This window comes from Pseudomonas sp. TE3552 (assembly GCF_056278945.1).
Genome location: NZ_JBWBQJ010000001.1, coordinates 5,440,722 through 5,460,239 on the forward strand (window position 1 = coordinate 5,440,722; position 19,518 = coordinate 5,460,239).

A 19,518-nucleotide genomic window follows, 5' to 3' on the forward strand; every position below is an offset into this window, starting at 1 on the left:
ATTAAGCGCTGGGCTCGGAGTCCTGGGGCTTTGGCGCACTCGCCAGGGCCTGGAGCAACGCCGGATCCTTGATGGCTTTCATGATGATTTCTTCGGCACCGGTCTTGCCGTCCATGTAGGTCAGCAGGTTGGCCAGTTGGGTCCGCGCTTCGAGTAGCTTGTTCAGCGAATCGACCTTGCGCGCCACGGCGGCCGGGCTGAAGTCGTCCATGCTTTCAAAGGTGATGTCCAGGCTCAGGTTGCCTTCGCCGGTCAACTCGTTGGGTACATGGAACGCCACGCGCGGCTGCATGGCCTTGAGGCGCGAGTCGAAGTTGTCGACATCCACTTCGAGGAACTTGCGATCGGCCACAGGTGCCAGAGGCTCGGCGGGCTTGCCGGCGAGGTCCGCCATGACGCCCATGACGAAGGGCAACTGGACCTTTTTCTCGGCGCCGTAGAGCTCGACGTCGTACTCGATCTGCACTCGAGGCGCGCGGTTGCGCGCGATGAACTTCTGAGAACTTTGCTTCGCCACGTTGCTGCTCCTGGTCGCTCAAGCGACGGTGTTGGCGTCATCGGTGGTACCGCTGACGTGACTGCGTGATCCGTTCGCTTTTATTCGCTGTCTGGTCCGCGCAGGTTTTCAAATTGGCTCATGCCGTCGGGAATCAGGTTGCGCACGATGGCCGCAAAGTCGGCGTGCACCAGATTCTTCGCCCGGTTCAACAGCACCGGCAGCGGGCTGGAGGGCTCATGACGGGTGTAGTACGCAAGAATCCGGTCCAGGCTGCGCAGCACGTCATCGCGATTATTGATTTCGCCAGTGCTGCGCGGTGCGCTCGGTGCGCTGGAGAATTCAACCGGCGCGGCGCTGTCGTCGCTGATGGAGTCGGGCAGGGGACTGTCACCGCTCTGTGGGGCGAACTGTCCGAGAATCTGCAAGGCCATTTTGAGCGGTTGCTTCAACGGGCCAAGGTCAACGCCCTGGGCGGAACCGACCTGTTCACTGACCTGTTGCTCGATGGCCTCGGCGGCGCTGCGGGCCTCGTGCAAGGCAGTGCGGGTGATTTCCAGCTGCTCGGGATCGCTGTCGAGAAACGCCCCGGCGAGTTGCTCGGCGCCGAGGTTTTCGTCAGAGAAGCTTTGCAGGCCACTGGCATTGGCGGCGGCGCGCAGGCTGACAGCGCCGAAGGTTCGCGAACGAGCCAGGATGCTTTCGCGCAGCAAGCGAATGGTGGTGTCGGACGTCAGGCCGGCGAGGGCATTGATGCGTACGGTGGGGTCGTTGTCGTCTTCGGCATCCAGGCGCGGATGCAGGTCGGCCCAGTATTGCTTGAGCAATTCGCTGATCAGCGTCAGGGCGCGGGCCAGCCCGGTGACGCCTTCAAGGGCAAGGGAGCTTTGCAAAAGAAAATGGGTGATGCGCAGGTCTTTGCTGCGTTGCAACAAATCCAGGCTCTGCTGCTGGATGCTGCGCCACTCAGGGGGTTCGGCAGGCAATATCGAATCGCCCATACTGCGCTCGGGCTGACCTTGGGAGTCGCGTTCAAGGCGCAAAAAATCCGCGTCATATTCCAGATCTTCGCCGCAAGGCGAAGTCGCGGAAACGGCGGCGAGCAGCAAAGGCACTTCCACTGAATTTGATCTCCCTATCGCCCGCTCAAGAGTCGGGCAGTTCACATGTAAGTTCCAAGTGGAACTTCACATGTTTCCTTGAGTGTGATGACCTTTTAAAAGATGCGTGATCTTAAAGTGCCATCATCTATATTCAAGAAGTTATGCATTTTTGGTGTAGTACTTATGGCTTGTCAAGGTAAGCTATTTCCCCTGTGTGACAGATGTGAGGTGCTTAACAACCCGCGCGACTGATAGGTCGAGGCAGGCACTTACGCAGTTTTTTTGTCGCGCAAGCCGGTTAAGATCAGCAATCATGCTGGTAAAAAGTCGTTTCAAGGTTGTTTTTGCAAGGTTGTCGGAGCGAGTCTGGCGGGAATGAATCCCGATTCGCCCGCGTGCAAAGTGTTCAGCAAGGAGGCAAGATGTCACTGTGTTTGACTATCACTAGTTATCACAAAATTACCCCTGGTCAGTGCTCTGAAAAATCCATGGATCAGGGTGTGATGGCAATTGGCCGCAATTCTGATAATGACTGGGTATTGCCCGATCCAGAGCGTTTGGTGTCCGGCAAACATTGCGTTATTCAATACAAAGATGGCCGGTATTATTTAACCGATAACAGCACTAATGGTGTGGAGTTGGTTAAGGCCGGTATTCGTCTGCGCAAGGGAAACAGTGAGCCGTTGCAAGATGGCGAAGTTATCCGCATCGGTGATTATGAAATCCAGGCGCGCATCGATTTCGCTCTGCCGGTAACCGACAGCAATCCTTTCGTCGAATCGTCCAACAGCTTCGAGGCCCTGATGGGGCGTCAGGGCGCAGTGGTGAATAAACCGACCTCGTTGCCCGTCACCCCCCCTGCACATTTCCAGGGCGTGTCGTCCATGGACACACTGCCGGACCTGTTCGATTTTCTGGCACCGACCAGCGTCCCACCGGCCGCCCAACCCGACCATGTCCCGGCCGAGCAGCACGACTTCCGCCCTCCGACCCCGATCCCCAATCCAGCCCCCATTGCCGAGCCTGCGCCGCGTGTGTCGGCCATGGTGATTCCGGAAGATTGGGACCTGCTCAGCGACAACTCTGCACCGATGGCGGTTGCCCCCCTGCCTGTTCCTCCCTTGCCTGTTGCAGAAATTGCGCCGCCGCCCGTAGCTCAAATCAGCGTACCGATCGAGTCGGTACCCCTTCGCGAACCGCCTGCGGCCATCGTCGAACGCCCGGTCAATCCGGCCGACAGTTCCCAAACCGACCTGTTGCAAGCCTTTCTGCGCGGCGCCGGGCTGGATCAATTGCGCCTGGACACAGCTCAAGCCCAAGCGCAGATGGAAAACATCGGCCGCAGTTATCGGCTGATGGTCGAAGGCCTGATCGATGTCTTGCGTGCTCGCAGCAGCCTCAAGGGCGAGTTCCGCATTCAGCAGACGATGATTCAACCGGTGGAAAACAATCCGCTGAAATTCGCTCCCAATGTCGATGAAGCATTGCTGTTGCTGTTGCGCCACAGCAATCAGGCGTTCATGGCGCCGGACCAGGCGGTGCGCGACAGCTTCGATGACTTGCGTGCCCACCAATTGGCGGTGATGGCCGGCGTGGAGGCGGCGATCAAACATCTGCTGGCGCGCTTCGAGCCCTCGCAACTGGAAGAGCGCATGGGTAAGCCCAGTGGTCTGTCGGGCATTTTCAATGGCTCGCGACAGGCCCAGTACTGGCAGCAGTTCACCGAGCTCTACAGCAATATTTCCCGTGAGGCCCAGGAGGATTTCCAGGACCTGTTCGGACGGGAATTCAGCCGCGCCTACGAAGAACACAGTGCAAGGCAGCGCCGCGGCTGATAACGCCATTCATAGCAAAGAACGGAATAACGGATAGCTGTAACGTCATTGAGGACGCAGCATGATTCCCAGGTTTTTACTCGCAGTCGCCACCGTGCTTCTGCTGGTCGCGTGTACCAAGGATGGGGCCAAACCCCAGCCCGAAGAGGCTGAGGCCGACACTGCCGCCATCGAGTTGCACTTCCACGCCATTGCTGGGCTCAACCCCGGCGCCACGGGCCAGCCGGCCCCGGTACGGGTGCGCATTTTCGAACTGAAAAATGCCGCCACCTTCGCTCGTTCCGATTATTTCGCACTGGCCGAACGGGCCCAGGCGACGCTTGGTGCGGACCTGATCGACCAGGACGAAGTGCTGGTCCAGCCCGGCCAGCAGTTGAGCCTGCAGCGCGACCTCGACCCAGCCACCCGCCATATCGGCGTACTGGTGGGGTATCGCGAACTGGACCAGTCGTTGTGGCGCACGGTGATGAATGTCCCGCCACGCCAATACACCGAATACCAGATCAGCCTCGACGTACGAGCCGTGCGCAGCGCCGTCGTAGTTACCCCATCCAGCCCTGCCCAATAAGCAATCGGAGCCCCCATGTCTTGGAACAATCGTGTGGTCTGGTCGGAAGGCATGTTCATTGGAACGCAGCACTTCCAGCAGCATGACCGTTACCTGGAGAACCTCATCGACGCCCGGAGCCGCCCGTTGTCGGCCGGCGCCTGGGGTTTCTCCGAATTGCTGATCGACCAGGGCCTGTTGGCCCAGGGCAAGCTGGCGATCATTTCGGCGCGGGGCCTGCTGCCGGACGGTACGCCATTCAACATCCCCCAGGACGACCTGGCGCCGAGCCCGCTGAACATCGACGATAATCTGCGCGATGGCCTGGTGTATCTGGCCTTGCCGCTCAAGCGCGCCGGCGCACGCGACACCGTCGATGAAGGTGAAGTGCTGGGCGCTGCGCGCTATGTAAGCCAGGTGCGCGAAGTGCGCGACGACAACGCCCCGTTCGAAAACCGCGCACCGGTAGCGGTGGGTTCGCGAGCGCTGCGATTGTTGGTAGCCCAGGACGGCATCAGCGACTACGCCGCCATCGGCCTGGTGCGAATCAAGGAGAAACGTGCCGACCGCGCCCTGGTGCTCGACGACTCCTACATCCCGCCGCTGTTGGATGTGGCCGCCTCCAAACCCCTGGCCGCGTTTCGCAGCGAACTGTTGGGCCTGCTTCATCAACGTGGCGAAGCCCTCGCCGGGCGGGTGGTGGCATCCGGTGCCGGCGGTGCCTCGGAGATTGCCGATTTCATGCTGCTGCAACTGGTCAACCGTGCCCAGCCGTTGATCCAGCACTTGAGCCAGTTGAGCCCGTTGCACCCCGAGCGGTTCTACAGCGAGCTGGTGAGCCTGGCCGGGGAGTTTTCGACGTTTACCGCTTCCGGGCGGCGACCACAGGAATACCCGCAGTATCAGCACGATGACTTGGCGCTGAGTTTCGCGCCGGTGATGCAAGCCCTGCGCGAGGCGCTGTCGATGCTGATCGACAGCAAGGCCACGCCGATTCCGATCGTCGAAAAAGCCTACGGCGTCCATGTCGCGATGCTGGCCGACAAGTCCCTGCTCGACAGTGCCAGTTTCATCCTGGTGGTGCGCGCCGACGTGCCCGCCGAGACTTTGCGCAGCCACTTTGGCCAACAGAGCAAGGTTGGCTCGGTGGAGCACATCCGCGACCTGGTCAACCTGCAATTGCCGGGCATCGTCCTGCTGCCGCTGCCGGTGGCACCACGGCAGATCCCGTATCACACCGGCTCCACCTATTACGAACTCGACCGGGGTAGCGAGCATTGGCAGCAGCTGGCCAACTCAGGCGGTTTTGCGTTCCACATTGCGGGGCAATTCCCGGGGCTGAACCTGGCTTTCTGGGCCATCCGAGGATAAACCGCGATGAACAACGACGATCGTACCCAGTTCATGCCGACACCCGGTGGCCGTGGCGCCGACCCGGCCCGCGCGGATGCTGGCCGCCCCCAGCCCGCGCCACTTTTGATGCCGGCCGCGCCGCTTTTGACCAGCAAGGCCGAAGGTCTCAACCCCCTGGAAAGTGCCGCTGGCCCGCTGCTGGCTTTGCTGACCCGCTTGCGCAATACCATTGCCCACCCGGCACCGGCGAGCCTGCGGGCGCAATTGCTGGCCTATCTGCGCCAGTTCGAAGAGCGCGCCGAGGCCGCCGGCGTCGTGCGCAACGATGTGTTGCTGGCCCGTTACGCCTTGTGCACCGCCCTGGATGAAGCGGTGTTGAGTACGCCGTGGGGCGGCACCAGCGACTGGGGCAAGCAGAGCCTGCTGATCACCGTGCACAACGAAGCCTGGGGCGGCGAGAAGGTGTTCCAGTTGTTGGAGCATTGCCTGCAAAGCCCCCGCGAACGCCTGTACCTGCTGGAGCTGTTGTACCTGTGCCTGTGCCTGGGTTTCGAAGGGCGCTACCGGGTGATTAACGACGGTCGTAGCCAACTGGAAGCCTTGCGTGAGCGCACCAGTGCAGCGATCCGCAGCGCCCGTGGCGACTATGAACGTGAGCTGTCGCCTCATTGGCGGGGTGTCACTGTGGCTCGCGACCGACTCGCGCAATTCATGCCGCCATGGATCGCCGTGGCCATCGGCGTGGCGTTGCTGCTGGCACTGCTGTTCGGCCTGCGCTTGAAACTGGCCGCCGATGCCGAGCCGGTGTTTAAAAATATTCATGCGCTGGGCGAGATCCCGGTGCAGGCCATCGACCGTCCGGTAGTGCAACCGAAACTGATCGAGCGTCCCCGCCTGGCAGGCTTCCTCGCCGATGAAATCAAGGCTGGTCGGGTCGCTGTGGAAGATGCCGTTGACCGTTCGGTGGTGACCATCCGTGGCGATGAGCTTTTCGCCTCGGGCAGCGCCAGCATCGTCGACAATTTCCAGCCGCTGATGCTGCGCATCGCCGATGCCATTCGCAAGGTCAAGGGCCAGGTCCGGGTGACCGGCCACAGTGACAATCGCCCGATTGCCACCTTGCGGTTTCCATCGAATTGGGCCTTGTCCGAGGCGCGGGCCAATTCGGTGCTGCAAATCCTTTCGGCCAAGACCGGCCAGCCCGAACGCTTCAGCGCCGAAGGCCGCAGCGACACCGAGCCGCTGGCCTCGAACGCAACGACAGAGGGCCGAGCACGTAATCGTCGGGTCGAAATCACAGTGTTGGCGGAGGGGGTCGAGTGAAGGCGTTTTTCAGTTTTATCATCCGCTGGGTGATCCCGCTGCTGGGCCTGATCGCCCTGAGCCTGATCATCTGGTTTGTCGGGCCGCTGCTTGAATTGCTGGTACCCGAAGGTCGGCGCTGGGCGCTGATCATTCTGGTGTTCGCGGTGTGGATCGCCTACCGGGTGTTTCGCATCATCCAGGCCCGCCGTCAGGCCGCCGAAGTCATGCGCAGCCTGGCGGCGCAAACTCCGCCGGACCCGACCAGCATCGCCACAGCCGAAGAGCTCGAAACGTTGCGCCAGCGCATGGACGAAGCCCTGGCGCTGTTGAAGAAAGCCAAGCTGGGCGGTGACGAGCGACGCAATCTCTACGAGCTGCCGTGGTACGTGATCATCGGCCCACCGGGGTCGGGCAAGACCACCGCGCTGGTCAATTCCGGGCTGCACTTTCCCCTGGCCGCGCAGTTGGGCGCCGGAGCCGTGCGGGGCGTGGGCGGTACGCGCAATTGCGATTGGTGGTTTACCGACCAAGCGGTGCTGCTCGACACTGCCGGGCGTTACACCACCCAGGACAGCGACGCGACGGTCGATAAAGCCGCGTGGCTGGGTTTTCTCGGCCTGCTGAAAAAACAGCGGGCCCGGCGTCCGATCGACGGCGCGTTTATCGCCATCAGTCTCTCCGACCTGCTGCTGGGCAGCGACGCCGAGCGCGCCGCTCATGCCGCCGCGATCCGCCTGCGTATCCAGGAGCTGTACACCCAACTGGGCGTGCGCTTTCCGATCTACCTGATGCTGACCAAGCTCGATCTGGTGCCGGGGTTCATGGAGTATTTCGATACCCTGACCAAGGAAGAACGAGCCCAGGTCTGGGGCATGACCTTTGCCCTGGACGACGGTAAAGGCAATGACAGCCCGCTGGCCCATCTGCAAAGTGAATTCGTCGGCCTGGAGCAGCGCCTCAACGCTCGTCTGGTGGAGCGTTTGCAACAGGAACGCGATCCGGCGCGGCGTGATCTGATCTACGGCTTCCCACAACAGTTCGGCGCGTTGAAGGATTGCCTGCAAAGCTTCCTTGAGGGCGTCTTCAAACCCAACGCCTTTGAAGAGCGGGTGCTGCTGCGGGGGGTATATTTCACCAGCGGTACCCAGGAAGGCAGCCCGATTGACCGGCTGATTGGCTCCATGGCCCAGAGCATGAATCTGGACCGCCAGCACCTGGTGCGCCAGAACGGCACCGGGCGTAGTTACTTCATCGAAAAACTGTTCACCGTCGTAGCTTTCGCCGAGCGTGGGCTGGTGGGGGTCAACCCGAAAGTCGAACGTCGGCGCAAGTGGATCGCCCGGGGCGTGCTGGCCTCGACCGTGGCCCTGGTGCTGGTAGTCGGGACTTTGTGGTGGGTCAGCTACCGCGCCAATCAGGCGTATATCGCGCAAGTCGATCAGAAAGTCGCGCCCCTGGGTCAGGCCGTGCAGAACCTCAGCCCGGCACAACGGGACGTACTCGCGGTGCTGCCTTTGCTCAACGCGGTGAAGCACCTGGCCGATGATTCGCCGAACTGGGCCGAAGGCCTGGGCCTGTATCAGGGCGACATGCTTGAAGCCGAGTCCGGCAGTGTTTATCGCAAGCTGTTGATCGCGGTCTTCGCGCCACGCTTGCTCACGCGCATCGAAGAGCAGCTGCACAGCGGCGGCAATTCGGACTTCCTTTACGAAGGCTTGAAGGCCTACCTGATGCTCGCCGACAGTGAGCATTACGACGCCGACTTCATCAAGGCGTGGATTGCCCTGGACTGGGATCGCAGCTTGCCGCGTGACTTGCCGGCCGAGCAGCGTCTGGCTCTGGCTGATCATTTGCAGGCGCTGTTCGAGCGTCATCCGCCGACCGCGCGACTCGACCCGCGCCTGATCGATGACCTGCGCCGACAGTTGCAACAACTGCCGGTGGCCCAGCGTGTCTATGACCGGATCAAGCGCCAGAAACTGCCGGACGACATCCCGGATTTTCGTCTCAACGAAGCAGCCGGGCGCGATGCCGCGCTGGTGTTCAGCCGCAAGAGTGGCAAGCCGCTGGGCGAACCCTTGAGCGGCTTCTTCACGGCCAAGGGTTACCGCCAGGGCTTTTTGCTCACCAGCCTGAACCAGACCGGCACCCTGGCCGAGGAACAATGGGTGCTCGGTCACGACCAGGCGGAACAACAGAACGTCGTCAGCCTGGCCGCCGACGTGCGCCGCCTGTATTTCCAGGATTATCAGCGCCAGTGGGACGCCTTGCTGGCTGATATCGACTTCGTGCCGATCACCAGCGTGGCCCAGGCCGCTGACGTATTGCGGGTGATTTCCGGCCCGACCTCGCCGTTGAAAAAATTGCTGGTGGCGGTGGCGAAGGAAACCGACCTGCAACAGGAAGAACGCCTGCTGGCCGCCAAGGGCGCGCCGGTGGAGGGCGGGGTCGACAAGCTCAAGGAGCGTCTGGGCAGCTTGGTTGGCCAGGATCCGGGGAGGCAAAACGCACCCCAGGCCAGCGATGATCCGATCACCGCGCACTTCGCCGAATTCAACAGCATCGTCAGCAAGAACGAAGGCGAGCCGGCGGCCATTGATGGCCTGCTGGCCGATATGAACGCCCTGTATGTGCAGGTCAGCGCGATGGTCGGTGCCAGCGGTGACGCCTTGCTCGGCGAAGCCAAGAACCAGGCCGCCGCAGCTGCCACGCGGGTCAGCCTCAACGCCGAGCGGCAACCGCCGCTGGTGCAAGGCCTGGTCAAGTCGGTGGTCAACTCCACCACCAACAGCATGATGGGCGGGGTACGCAATCAACTGAACGCGGCCTGGACCAGCGAAGTGGTGAACATCTATCGCCAGTCGCTGGCTGGGCGCTATCCAATGTCGCCGGGCAGTGCGCGGGACGCGACCCTGGATGATTTTGGCCAGTTCTTCGGCGTCGGCGGGGTGATGGACAACTATTTCCGCAAATACCTGCAGCCGTACGTGGATACCTCGACCCAGGCCTGGCGCTGGCAACCGGGCGCCGCGCAGAAACTCGGCATTGCCCCGGGCGTGCTGCAAACGTTCCAGCGGGCGGCGACTATCCGGGATGCTTTTTTCCGTTCCGGCGGCACCCAGCCAATGGTGCGCTTCGAGCTCAAGCCGGTGGCGATGGACGCCACCATCACCCAGTTCCTGCTGGACCTCGACGGCCAGCAGCTGAGCTACGACCACGGCCCGAGCCGCCCGACCGCCATGCAATGGCCCAATCCCGGCAGCATCGGCGTGGTGCGAATCTCGATCATGCCGCCCTCGTCCAGCGGTCGTTCCGGGATCACCCTGGACGGGCCCTGGGCCTGGTTCCGCCTGTTGGAGCAATCGGACCTGACCGCCGGCAATTCGCCGGACCGCTTCAACCTTCGGCTACGGGTCGACGGCGCCAGCGTCTCTTATGAGCTACGGGCCAATAGCGCCTTCAACCCGTTCAAGAGCCGTGTACTCAGCGGTTTCAGCCTGCCGGAGCGGTTATGAACACGCCGGGTTTCTATGGAAAGTTGGCCAGTCGCGGGGACTTCGTCAGCCGTGGCTTGCCGCAGAGTTTTATCGGCCCCTGGGATTCGTGGCTGGCGGCGGGCCTGCTCGCCAGCCAGACCCGTCTCGGGGACCGTTGGCTGGATGCCTATCTGGTCAGCCCGTTGTGGCGCTTTATGGTCGCGCCCGGTGTGTGTGGGCCAGAGGCCGCCGTCGGGGTGGTGATGCCGAGTATCGACCGGGTCGGTCGATATTTTCCGCTGACCGTTGCTGTGCTGCTGGATCACGACTTGGACCCCGCGTCAGTGGTGGGCGGTGCGGATGAGTGGTTTGAGCGAGTGGAAGCCTTGTTGCTGAGCACGTTGAACGTGGAGGCCAGTTTCGAGGCCTTTGGCGCAGGGCTGGAGACCTTGGGCAACCCAGCGTGTCAGCGGCGCACCACGAGCCACCGCTTTGCCGGTCTTCAGCGCTTTGATGCCACCGATCCGCGGGCACGTATGACCGCCCTCGCCGAACAGGCCTGCGAAGGCGCAAGCCTTTGGTGGGGCCAGGGTTCGGAGCGTATCGCCCCCGCTTTATTGTGGTGCCAGGGCCTGCCTGCCGCCGCTGATTTTGCGCAACTTTTGCTCGGCCAAGAAGGTATTGTGTAGATGCATCCAAGCGCTGGAAAAACCTTCAAATCTGCAAGCAAGAGCCATGTCGGCATGGTCCGCCAGGTTAACGAAGACGCTTGCCTGGACCTGCCGGAAAATGGCCTGTGGGTGGTCGCCGATGGCATGGGCGGCCACGCGGCGGGCGACTATGTCAGCAGCCTGATCGTCGATAGCCTGCGCAACGTTGCCGTAGGCCGTTCGCTGGACGAATACGTCGCGGCGCTGAAAACCGATCTGCAGCGGGTCAACGCTGCCGTGCGTGAAGAAACCGCCAACCGCGGCGTGACCATGATGGGCAGCACCGTGGTGGCGTTGGTGACGCGTGACTTGCGCGGGGTGTGCCTGTGGGCCGGTGACAGCCGCTTGTATCGCCTGCGTAAAGGCCGGCTCAAAGGCATCTCGCGGGACCACAGTTACGTTCAGGACTTGCAGGACAGCGGCCTGCTCAGCGAAGCCGAAGCCCGGGTGCATCCACGGGCCAATATTGTCACCCGCGCCGTCGGGGTCGGAGCGCAACTGGAACTGGCGATGGTCGAGCTGCTGTTGATGCCCGGCGACAGTTACCTGCTGTGCAGCGATGGGCTGACCAAGACCGTCGAGGACCATGAAATCGGCGAGGTGCTGAGCCACGACGAGCCCAGTGAAATCGCCAGCAGCCTGGTGTCCCTGGGCCTGATGCGCGGCGGTCCGGACAACATCACCGTGATCGTCGTGAAGGTGCCTTCATGAACCCCACGGTGAACATTCTGATCCCGGGCTACGACATCGACGGTGAGATCGGCGAAGGTGCGATGGCCAGCGTTTACCTGGCGACCCAGCGCTCACTGGAACGCAAAGTGGCCTTGAAGGTCATGGCTGCCGCGCTGGCGGCCGACCCGAGTTTCTGCGAGCGCTTCCTGCGCGAAGGCAAAACCCTGGCGCGCCTGTCTCACCCGCATACGGTCACTATCCATGACATCGGCAATGTCGGTGAGCTGTACTACATGGCCATGGAGTACCTGCCCAATGGCACGCTCAAGGAACGCATTGCCGCCGGCCTGACGCCGGAACAGGGTCTGATCTACATTCGCCATATCGCTTCGGCCCTGGGCTATGCCCATCGGCTGGGGCTGGTTCATCGCGACGTCAAACCGGCGAACATCCTGTTCCGTGCCGATGGCACGGCGGTACTCTCGGACTTCGGCATCGCCAAGTCCCTGGACGATCGCACCCAGTTCACCCAGGCCGGTTTCGCCGTCGGCACGCCCAGCTACATGAGCCCGGAACAGGCACGCGGCCAGGACATTGACGGCCGGGCCGATCTTTATGCCCTGGGCGTGGTGCTCTACGAAATCCTCGTCGGCAAACTGCCGTATACCGGCAACGACGCGCTCTCCACCGCCCTGGCGCATTTGACCGAACCGTTGCCGGAGCTGCCGGTGCACCACGGTCGTTATCAAGAGGTGCTGCGCAAGCTGTTGGCCAAGGATCCGGCCGAGCGTTTCCCGGACGCAGCGGCGCTGTTGCAGGCGCTGGATAATCTGCCTCGGGAATCGGTTGAAGCGACCACGATCCGGCCATTGCCAATGCCGGTATCGCCGATTGCGGTGAGCAATGACCTGGCGGGACTGACGCCGGTGTCCATCGATATACCGACCGGCCCCGCGCAGCCACAACCTCGATCCAATCCGGTTCCGCCGACTGTGAAGCCGACGCCGTCGTCCACGGTCTCGGAGCAGCGAAAGGGGCCGGTGTTCGCACTCGCTGCCGTCGCGGTGGCCGTGGCGCTGGTCTTGGGCGGCGCGGGTTATTGGTGGCTGTCCGGTGACGTCGAAGCAGACGCCAAGGCGCCGGTGGTTTCAGCACCGCCAGCCAATTCGCCGCCGGCAGTGGCGCCCCCCGTAAGCCCTCCTGCAAGCCCTCCTGTAGCAACGGCGGTCGATGATGGTCAGCGCCCGCTGCTGATGGCTGGCAAAAAAACCTTGTTCCAGCGGGTACTCAGCAAGCCGGGGACGAAACTCGCCAGCGAACCGGGGGGCACCCCTGACAAGGCCTTTCCGGCGTTTTCCGTGCTTTACGTCTATCAGCGCAAAGAGGTTGATGGCAGCCCGTGGCTGCGCGTCGGTGCCGCTACCGACGGGCGCAGTGACGGCTGGTTGCCGGCCGAGCAAGTCAGCGACTGGAAGCAAAGCCTGGTACTCAAGTTCACCGAACGCTCCGGCCGTGCGCCGGTGATGTTCCTGCGTCAGCCCGGCGAAGTGGAGAGGCTGCTGGCCGATCCGTCGGCGGCAAAAAACCTGCTGCTCAAGGCCCAGCAAAATCACGAAGACAACCAGCAGGTGCTGGCCCTGGAACCGGCCGCCAGCGCGGTGCCGCAAAACCAGTTTTACCTGTTGCCGATCTTCGATTCACGCGAGAGCTTCGATGAGAACGGCCAGCCGGTGCAGTTGCTGAACGTGGCGTCCATCGACCCCGGTAATGCTCCAAGGGCCGCTGCCAACAACACGCCAATCAGCACCGCCAATGCCGACGCGTTCCGCACCGCCGTGGTGTTGGTGGTCGACACCACCGTGTCCATGCAGCCCTACATCGATCAGGTGCGCGATGTGGTGCACCAGTTGCAAACCCGCATCGCCGAGCGTGGCGAGCTGGACAGCGTCAGCTTCGGCCTGGTGGGGTTTCGCAGCAGCACCCAGAAAACCCCGGGCCTGGAGTACGTCGCCAAAACCTTGATCACCCTGGAACAGGGCCGCGACCCGCAGCGCTTCATGGACCTGGCGCGGCAGGTCAAGGCGTCCACGGTCTCGAGCCATTCGTTCAACGAAGATGCGTTTGCCGGCGTGATGGAAGCGGTCGAGGGCATGGACTGGTCCGGCTATGGCGGGCGCCTGATTCTGTTGGTCACCGATGCCGGTGCCTTGCGCAAGAACGACCCGTATGCCGCCACGCAAATGAACGAGGCCGAAGTGCGCCAGGCTGCGCTGGGCAAGCAGATCAAGATCTACGCCTTGCACCTGCTCAGCGATGCCGGCAAGAAAACCCACAGCGGTGCGCAAACCCAATACCGCACACTGACCGCCGACGCCAACCCACAGATCGGCGACCTGTACATTCCGGTGCCGGGCGCCGATGTGCGCAAGTTCGGTGAGCGGGTGGACGAGATCGGTTCGGTGTTTGCCGACCTGGTGCATCAGGTGCGTAGCGACAAGCCCCAAACCGTGCCGCTGCTGAGTGCCGCGCCGAGTCTGAGCGACAAATCAGCCGCCGTCGGCTACGCGATGCACATGGACTTCCTGGGGCGTAAAGCCGCCAGCCAGGCGCCGCAACTGGTCAGCGCCTGGACCGCCGACCGCGACCTGACCAACCCGGCACTGCCGGCGTTCCAGGTGTGCGTGATGCTGACCAAGTTGCAACTCAACGACTTGCAGCAATCGCTGAAACTGATCGTCGATGCGGCCCGCAAGACCCAGACCTCGCCGAAGAATTTCTTCCAGGAAATCGCCAGCGCCAGTGCCTACATGAGCCGCGATCCCTCGGCCTTGCGCAAGGGTGGCAACCTGGCCGATGGCGGGGTGCTGGGTGAGTACCTGGAAGGGCTGCCCTATCGCAGCAAGTCGCTGAGCATGACCCAGGATTTATGGCTTTCCCTGAGCGTGGCCGAGCAGGAGGACTTTATCGACGAACTGGACTCGAAAATCCGCCTCTACGAAACCTTCCACAACGACCTGGCCAACTGGGTGCGTTTCGGCGATGCCGAACCGGGTGATGCCTTGTACCGCGTTCCATTGTCGACGCTGCCGTAATGATGAACCTGAGCGCAGTGCATAAAAACCGGGGCGCCGGCAGTCAACGCTACAGCCTGGTGATCCCTCGGCTGCAACTGCGTGCCGGTGAGCAACTGGCGGTGGTCGGTCCCAGCGGCTGCGGCAAAAGCACCTTGCTGGATTTGCTGGCGCTGGTGCTGGCTCCGGATCAGGCCGGGCAATTTGATTTTGCGCCCGGCCAAACCCGCACGGACATTACCGGGCTGTGGCGCACAGAGGCGCAAAGTGCCTTGGCGGACCTGCGCCGCCGGCACTTGGGCTATGTGCTGCAAACCGGTGGCCTGCTGGAGTTTCTGGACGTGCGCGGCAACATCGACCTGTCGCGCAAACTGCTCGGTTTGAAAGACGACGGCAGCGTGGATCGCTTGGCCGGGGCGTTGGATATCGTCGATCAACTGGGCAAGAAGCCGGGTGACTTGTCCGTTGGTCAACGGCAACGGGTGAGTTGCGCCCGCGCCTTGGCTCATGGGCCGCGTCTGTTGCTGGCGGACGAACCGACCGCCGCCCTCGATCCGCTGAACGCCGAACGGGTGATGCAGTTACTGGTGACCCAGGCTCGCGAACACGGTGTGTGCTGCGTCGTCGCCACCCACGACGAATCACTGGCCCGCGCCAGCGGTTTGCAGGTGCGGCGCATCAGTTGTCGTCGCGACGTTGATGGCGGTGTCACCGCCACTCTCGGGGAGGCCTGCTGATGCGCAGCGCTCTGGTGGCTTCCCTGGCCTGGCAGGATTACCGCAACGACGCGTGGCTGTCGGCCTGTTCGGTGCTGGCGCTGGTGGCGGTGGTTGCGCCGTTGCTGGTGCTGTTCGGCTTGAAATTCGGCCTGGTCAGCAGCTTGACCGAGCGCCTGGAAAACGACCCGGCCACCCGGGAAATCATTCCTCTGGGCGGCGGTCGGTTCAGTGCCGCGTTTATCGAACAGTTGAGCCGGCGCGACGATGTGGCTTTCGTCTTGCCGCGCACCCGGCAGATTGCCGCGACGGCGGATCTGATCGTTGGCACTTCAGCGGTGACTGTCGAAATGATCCCCACCGCCAACGACGATCCTTTGCTCGGCAGCTTGCCGGTGCCCCAAGGGCTGGATCAGGTGTTGCTCAGCCAGACCGCCGCCGAAAAGCTCGGGGCCAAGGCCGGTGATTGGCTGCAGGCCAGTGTCGGTCGGCAAGTGGCCGGTCGTGGCGAGGCGCAGCGCACTCGCGTCCAGGTGCTGCGCGTACTGCCGCTGGAAGCCTTCGCCCGGGACGGCTTGTTCGCACCGTTGGCCTTGCTGGAAGCGGCTGAAGATTACCGGGACGGCCGCGCCGTTCCAGCGCTCGGTTGGCCAGGTGATGCGGTGGGCGTGACGGAGCAACGGGTGTACCCGGCGTTTCGTTTGTACGCCCGTCGTCTCGCGGATGTCGAGCCGCTGCGCCAGTACTTCGCTGCGCAGAATCTGCTGGTCTCGACCCAGGCCCAGGCCATCGCCCAGGTGCAATCGCTGAGCCGCAACCTGTCGATCGTATTCTGGATCATCGCCGGATTGGCTTTGGCGGGAGCGTTTGCGGCGATTTTTGCTGGTGCGTTGGCGGCGGTCGAGCGCAAGCGTCGAGCGTTGTCGGTGTTGCGCCTGCTGGGGTTTTCCACGGCGGCGCTGTTGCTCTTTGTTGTGTTGCAGGCGCTGTACAGCGCCGGCCTCGCGGCTCTGCTGAGCGCCGGGCTGTATGGCTTGGCGCAATCGGGCCTGAACCATTTATTTGCGCAGGCGCCGGGCGAATACGCCAGTCATCTGCTGGCGCGTCACTACGCATGGGCCTTGGTAGCCGTGCTCGGCGTCAGCGTCGTGGCGGCGGCCTGTGGTGGCTGGCGAGTGGCGCGTATCCAGGCGTTTGAAGGAATCCGAGATGTATAAGTTACTGGGCGCCGCCGTGGCGCTGAGCCTGGCCAGCTTGGTCTGGGCCGATGAAAACACAGACAAACTGGACAACCCCAAGCCGTTGCCCGATGACGTCAGCCTGCCGTTGCCGTGCGAAGGGCAGATGGTATTCCGCTATGTGTACATTCTGGCCGAGGGCACCCTGGACGACCGCGAGATCAGCCTCGGCTATCCCTTCAGCGAGGGCGAGGCCGGTTATCAACAGTCGTTCATCTCCGGTTACCGCCGGGACTTCATCAACGGCCAGTTCACCCTCAAGGATCTGCCCAAGGATTGGGGCAAGACCATTACGCCGTTGATGCCCAAGACTGACACCAAGACTCCGCTCAAGCCGATGCTCTATTTCATCGGCAAGTATGAAGTCACCGCCCACCAATACGCCCAGGTCATGGCCCAGGCGCAATCGTTGGCCAGCGGCGATCCAGCGCCGACCTGCGAGGCACTGCAAGCGGAGGCGCCGCAAGGCATGGCCGGGCGTTTGCCCAAAGTGAAGTTGTCGCGATTCGAGGCCGAACGCTTCTCGGCGGTCTACAGCGCCTGGCTGATGAAATACCACAAGGACCTGCTGCCGGTGAGCGGTCGCGGTACCTCGGCTGAAGACGGCGGGCTGGGGTTTGTGCGCTTGCCCACCGAGGTCGAATGGGAATTTGCTGCCCGTGGCGGGCAGGCCATCAGCCGTCAGGATTTGGAAGGGCGCCTGTTTCCCCGGCGTCTGGAGGGCAGCGAAAGCGACGGGCCACTGGCCGATTGGGCGGTGTTCAACCAAGTCGCCGGCGGCACTGGTCAGGCAGCGCGGCTGATGCCGATCGGTACCAAACTGCCAAACCCCATCGGCCTGTTCGACGTGATCGGCAATGCCGCCGAAATGGTCCAGGAGTCCTTCCAGCTAGTACACGCCGGACGCCGCCAAGGCACCTACGGCGGCTTCGTGGTCAAGGGCGGCAACTACCTGGAAGGCGAGGGCACCTTGTTCACCGGAATGCGCCGCGAGTACCCGTTGTTCGCTGCCGACGGCACCGAGCAAAGCAATGAAACCACCGGGTTCCGGGTGGCGATTGGCGCGTTGTCGGCGCCACGTTCGCGCTACAAGGAACTGTTCGTCCAGTGGGAAAAAGAAGGTCGGCTGGCTTCGCTGACCGATGCCATCGACGACGCCCAGGACCCGACCAAACGTCTGGACAGCATCATTGCTGCCAGTGTCGATCCACGCCTGCAAGCCGAACTCGGGCTGGTCAACGAAGAGCTCAAGCGCAACGTCTCGCTCATCGCCCAGCAGCGCGAGGAAGCGGCCGGCAACCTGATCCAGTCGGCGGCCCTGGTGGCCGAGACCGTCAATAACTACAACATTCGCCTGACCAATTTGCAGAAGAGTCGCCAGCAGGCCGTGGACGCCAAGGACGAGGCCAGCGCCAAGCTGTTCGCCACGGCCATCGACAATGGCCGCAGTGCGCTGGACGGCGCGGTGGCGATCTACATCGACAACCTGGCGACCGGCACGCGCTACACCGATGCCGTGATCCAGGCGCAGTTTCAACGCATCAAGGAAGAGTTGGAGCGCAAGCCAGTACTGGGCAAGAGCCTGGTGACGCGTGCGACGTTATTCGTTCGTCATGTCGGTGAGTATCGTCAGCAACGACGAGCCGACCCGGCGGCGATATTGAAGGAATTGCTCGCATCGAACGCTCAGCGGTCTTGATCGTTCGTTGTACAGCGAGCTTGGAAGGGACTCAGGCGGCGTTGGGCCGTGCTGAGCTGGTCAAACTTAAAAGAGAACACAACTATGCTTTCCTCCCGTAAACCTGTTGCTTCGCTTTCCAAGCGTCACTTGCTGCTGATGGCCGTCGGCTTCAGCACCGTATTGACCGGTTGCGCCACGTCGCCGACCTCCAAGGTCGCCTCGAGCACCAAGGTCGAGTACTACCCCAACTGCTACGAGCCAGTGCAGCACCTGCGCGCCACTGATTCGAACATGACCAAGTCGGTTGTCACCGGCGCGGCCGTCGGCGCTGTCGGCGGTGCACTGCTGGGCGCCCTGACCGACTCCGAGAACCGTGGCCGCAACGCCGCCATCGGTGCCGCGGGCGGTGCCCTGGCGGGCGGCGCGGCCGGTTACTACACCGAGCGCCAGAAGCAGATCGCCGATGACAACCAGCGCATCGCGTCCTACGCCTCCGACGTCAACAAAAGCGCCGCCGACATCGACCGCAGCACCGCATACGCCAAGACTTCGCAACAGTGCTACCAGAACGCGTTCACCAAACTGGTCGCCGACCGCAAGGCCAAGACCGTCAACGACACCGAGGGCCGCAAGCGCCTGGCAGAAATCGTCGCGGGCCTCAAAGAGTCCAACGACCTGATCGTTGCGGTGAACGGTAAAGCCAGCGAAGACCTGAACAACTACACCCAGGCCTACGAAAAAGACCTGCAGCAAGTCGGCGTGCAGCGCACTGACGTGGTCACCGTGGCAACCGCCGACACCACGCCAGTCGTGGCACCGACCAAGAGCAAAAAAGCGGTGAAACCGGCGAAAAAACCGGTGCTGCCAACCGTGCCGAAAGAAGCGGTCACCACCGAGAAAACCCTGCAGACCGCACAAGCCAAACAGGCTGAAAGCAAACAGGTCGCCAGCGCTGGCACCACTCAAGTCAACAGCATGTGCAAGAACCCGGACCTGGGCGACTGGGCACCGGTACCTTGCCCGAATGCTTGATTGAGTTTTCTGTAGGTCTTTGATCATTCCCACGCTCTGCGTGGGAATGATCTGTACTGGTTACACCTTGGCGCTGTGCGCCGCCATCTCCTGCACTGGCAAATGATCCAGCGCTCGTTTCACCGGCAACTACACGTCCTTTGCCATTCTGCTGAGCGCCAAGCTTACCGAGTGTCGAGTACCTTTCTCCGTCGGCCAGGTCCCTGCGGTGTATCGGCTGAGCAAACTCTCCAAGTTCGACATCAGGGTATTCGCTGACCAGTTCAACCTCGGTCGAATACAA

The 19,518-nt window shown here is 62.5% G+C and carries 14 protein-coding genes; 12 read left to right on the forward strand and 2 right to left on the reverse strand.

What is annotated here, in order from left to right; genetic code table 11:
* Position 1: 1 nt before the first annotated feature.
* Both tssB and tssA read right to left on the reverse strand, forming a co-directional pair.
* Positions 2–517, reverse strand: a complete 516-nt coding sequence (gene tssB / locus ACZ9BB_RS24560; RefSeq protein ID WP_367373644.1) for a type VI secretion system contractile sheath small subunit — start codon at positions 515–517, stop codon at positions 2–4.
* Between the two features lie 80 nt (positions 518–597).
* Entirely contained in the window at positions 598–1,617 is a 1,020-nt protein-coding gene (gene tssA / locus ACZ9BB_RS24565; RefSeq protein ID WP_476217014.1) for a type VI secretion system protein TssA, read from the reverse strand.
* A gap of 404 nt (positions 1,618–2,021) precedes the next feature.
* Here tssA and tagH point away from each other — a divergent pair, with 404 nt between their 5' ends.
* From tagH to tagQ, 12 genes are all read left to right on the forward strand, one after another.
* Positions 2,022–3,434 (forward strand): type VI secretion system-associated FHA domain protein TagH, encoded by a 1,413-nt coding sequence (tagH, locus tag ACZ9BB_RS24570; protein WP_476217015.1) that lies wholly within the window; start codon positions 2,022–2,024, stop codon positions 3,432–3,434.
* Between the two features lie 61 nt (positions 3,435–3,495).
* Positions 3,496–4,002, forward strand: coding sequence for a type VI secretion system lipoprotein TssJ (gene tssJ, locus ACZ9BB_RS24575; protein ID WP_476217017.1), 507 nt, complete (start codon positions 3,496–3,498; stop codon positions 4,000–4,002).
* Positions 4,003–4,017: 15 nt separating this feature from the next.
* Positions 4,018–5,352, forward strand: coding sequence for a type VI secretion system baseplate subunit TssK (gene tssK / locus ACZ9BB_RS24580; protein WP_476217019.1), 1,335 nt, complete (start codon positions 4,018–4,020; stop codon positions 5,350–5,352).
* Between the two features lie 6 nt (positions 5,353–5,358).
* Positions 5,359–6,657 (forward strand): DotU family type VI secretion system protein, encoded by a 1,299-nt coding sequence (locus tag ACZ9BB_RS24585; RefSeq protein ID WP_476217020.1) that lies wholly within the window; start codon positions 5,359–5,361, stop codon positions 6,655–6,657.
* Positions 6,654–10,154, forward strand: a complete 3,501-nt coding sequence (gene tssM, locus ACZ9BB_RS24590; RefSeq protein ID WP_476217021.1) for a type VI secretion system membrane subunit TssM — start codon at positions 6,654–6,656, stop codon at positions 10,152–10,154. The genes ACZ9BB_RS24585 and tssM overlap by 4 nt, the downstream gene beginning before the upstream one ends.
* Entirely contained in the window at positions 10,151–10,804 is a 654-nt protein-coding gene (gene tagF / locus ACZ9BB_RS24595) for a type VI secretion system-associated protein TagF (protein WP_476217023.1), read from the forward strand. The genes tssM and tagF overlap by 4 nt, the downstream gene beginning before the upstream one ends.
* Positions 10,805–11,536, forward strand: a complete 732-nt coding sequence (locus tag ACZ9BB_RS24600) for a PP2C family protein-serine/threonine phosphatase (protein WP_476217025.1) — start codon at positions 10,805–10,807, stop codon at positions 11,534–11,536.
* Positions 11,533–14,589 (forward strand): serine/threonine-protein kinase, encoded by a 3,057-nt coding sequence (locus ACZ9BB_RS24605; RefSeq protein WP_476217027.1) that lies wholly within the window; start codon positions 11,533–11,535, stop codon positions 14,587–14,589. Before ACZ9BB_RS24600 ends, ACZ9BB_RS24605 begins: the two co-directional genes overlap by 4 nt.
* Positions 14,589–15,305 (forward strand): ABC transporter ATP-binding protein, encoded by a 717-nt coding sequence (locus ACZ9BB_RS24610; protein ID WP_476217029.1) that lies wholly within the window; start codon positions 14,589–14,591, stop codon positions 15,303–15,305. Before ACZ9BB_RS24605 ends, ACZ9BB_RS24610 begins: the two co-directional genes overlap by 1 nt.
* Positions 15,305–16,501: an ABC transporter permease gene (locus ACZ9BB_RS24615; RefSeq protein WP_476217031.1), complete on the forward strand. Its 1,197-nt coding sequence runs from the start codon at positions 15,305–15,307 to the stop codon at positions 16,499–16,501. The genes ACZ9BB_RS24610 and ACZ9BB_RS24615 overlap by 1 nt, the downstream gene beginning before the upstream one ends.
* A complete protein-coding gene (locus tag ACZ9BB_RS24620; RefSeq protein WP_476217033.1) occupies positions 16,494–18,221 on the forward strand; it encodes a formylglycine-generating enzyme family protein in 1,728 nt (575 codons plus the stop codon). Before ACZ9BB_RS24615 ends, ACZ9BB_RS24620 begins: the two co-directional genes overlap by 8 nt.
* Positions 18,222–18,305: 84 nt before the next feature.
* On the forward strand, positions 18,306–19,235 hold the full coding sequence (gene tagQ / locus ACZ9BB_RS24625) for a type VI secretion system-associated lipoprotein TagQ (protein ID WP_476217035.1): 930 nt from the start codon (positions 18,306–18,308) through the stop codon (positions 19,233–19,235).
* Positions 19,236–19,518 lie beyond the last annotated feature (283 nt).

Coding starts and splice junctions, on each gene's coding strand:
- tagH (WP_476217015.1), top strand. CDS start 2,022: ATGTCACTGTGTTTGACTATCACTAGTTATCACAAAATTACCCCTGGT.
- tssJ (WP_476217017.1), top strand. CDS start 3,496: ATGATTCCCAGGTTTTTACTCGCAGTCGCCACCGTGCTTCTGCTGGTC.
- tssK (WP_476217019.1), top strand. CDS start 4,018: ATGTCTTGGAACAATCGTGTGGTCTGGTCGGAAGGCATGTTCATTGGA.
- ACZ9BB_RS24585 (WP_476217020.1), top strand. CDS start 5,359: ATGAACAACGACGATCGTACCCAGTTCATGCCGACACCCGGTGGCCGT.
- tagF (WP_476217023.1), top strand. CDS start 10,151: ATGAACACGCCGGGTTTCTATGGAAAGTTGGCCAGTCGCGGGGACTTC.
- ACZ9BB_RS24600 (WP_476217025.1), top strand. CDS start 10,805: ATGCATCCAAGCGCTGGAAAAACCTTCAAATCTGCAAGCAAGAGCCAT.
- ACZ9BB_RS24605 (WP_476217027.1), top strand. CDS start 11,533: ATGAACCCCACGGTGAACATTCTGATCCCGGGCTACGACATCGACGGT.
- ACZ9BB_RS24610 (WP_476217029.1), top strand. CDS start 14,589: ATGATGAACCTGAGCGCAGTGCATAAAAACCGGGGCGCCGGCAGTCAA.
- ACZ9BB_RS24615 (WP_476217031.1), top strand. CDS start 15,305: ATGCGCAGCGCTCTGGTGGCTTCCCTGGCCTGGCAGGATTACCGCAAC.
- ACZ9BB_RS24620 (WP_476217033.1), top strand. CDS start 16,494: ATGTATAAGTTACTGGGCGCCGCCGTGGCGCTGAGCCTGGCCAGCTTG.
- tagQ (WP_476217035.1), top strand. CDS start 18,306: ATGCTTTCCTCCCGTAAACCTGTTGCTTCGCTTTCCAAGCGTCACTTG.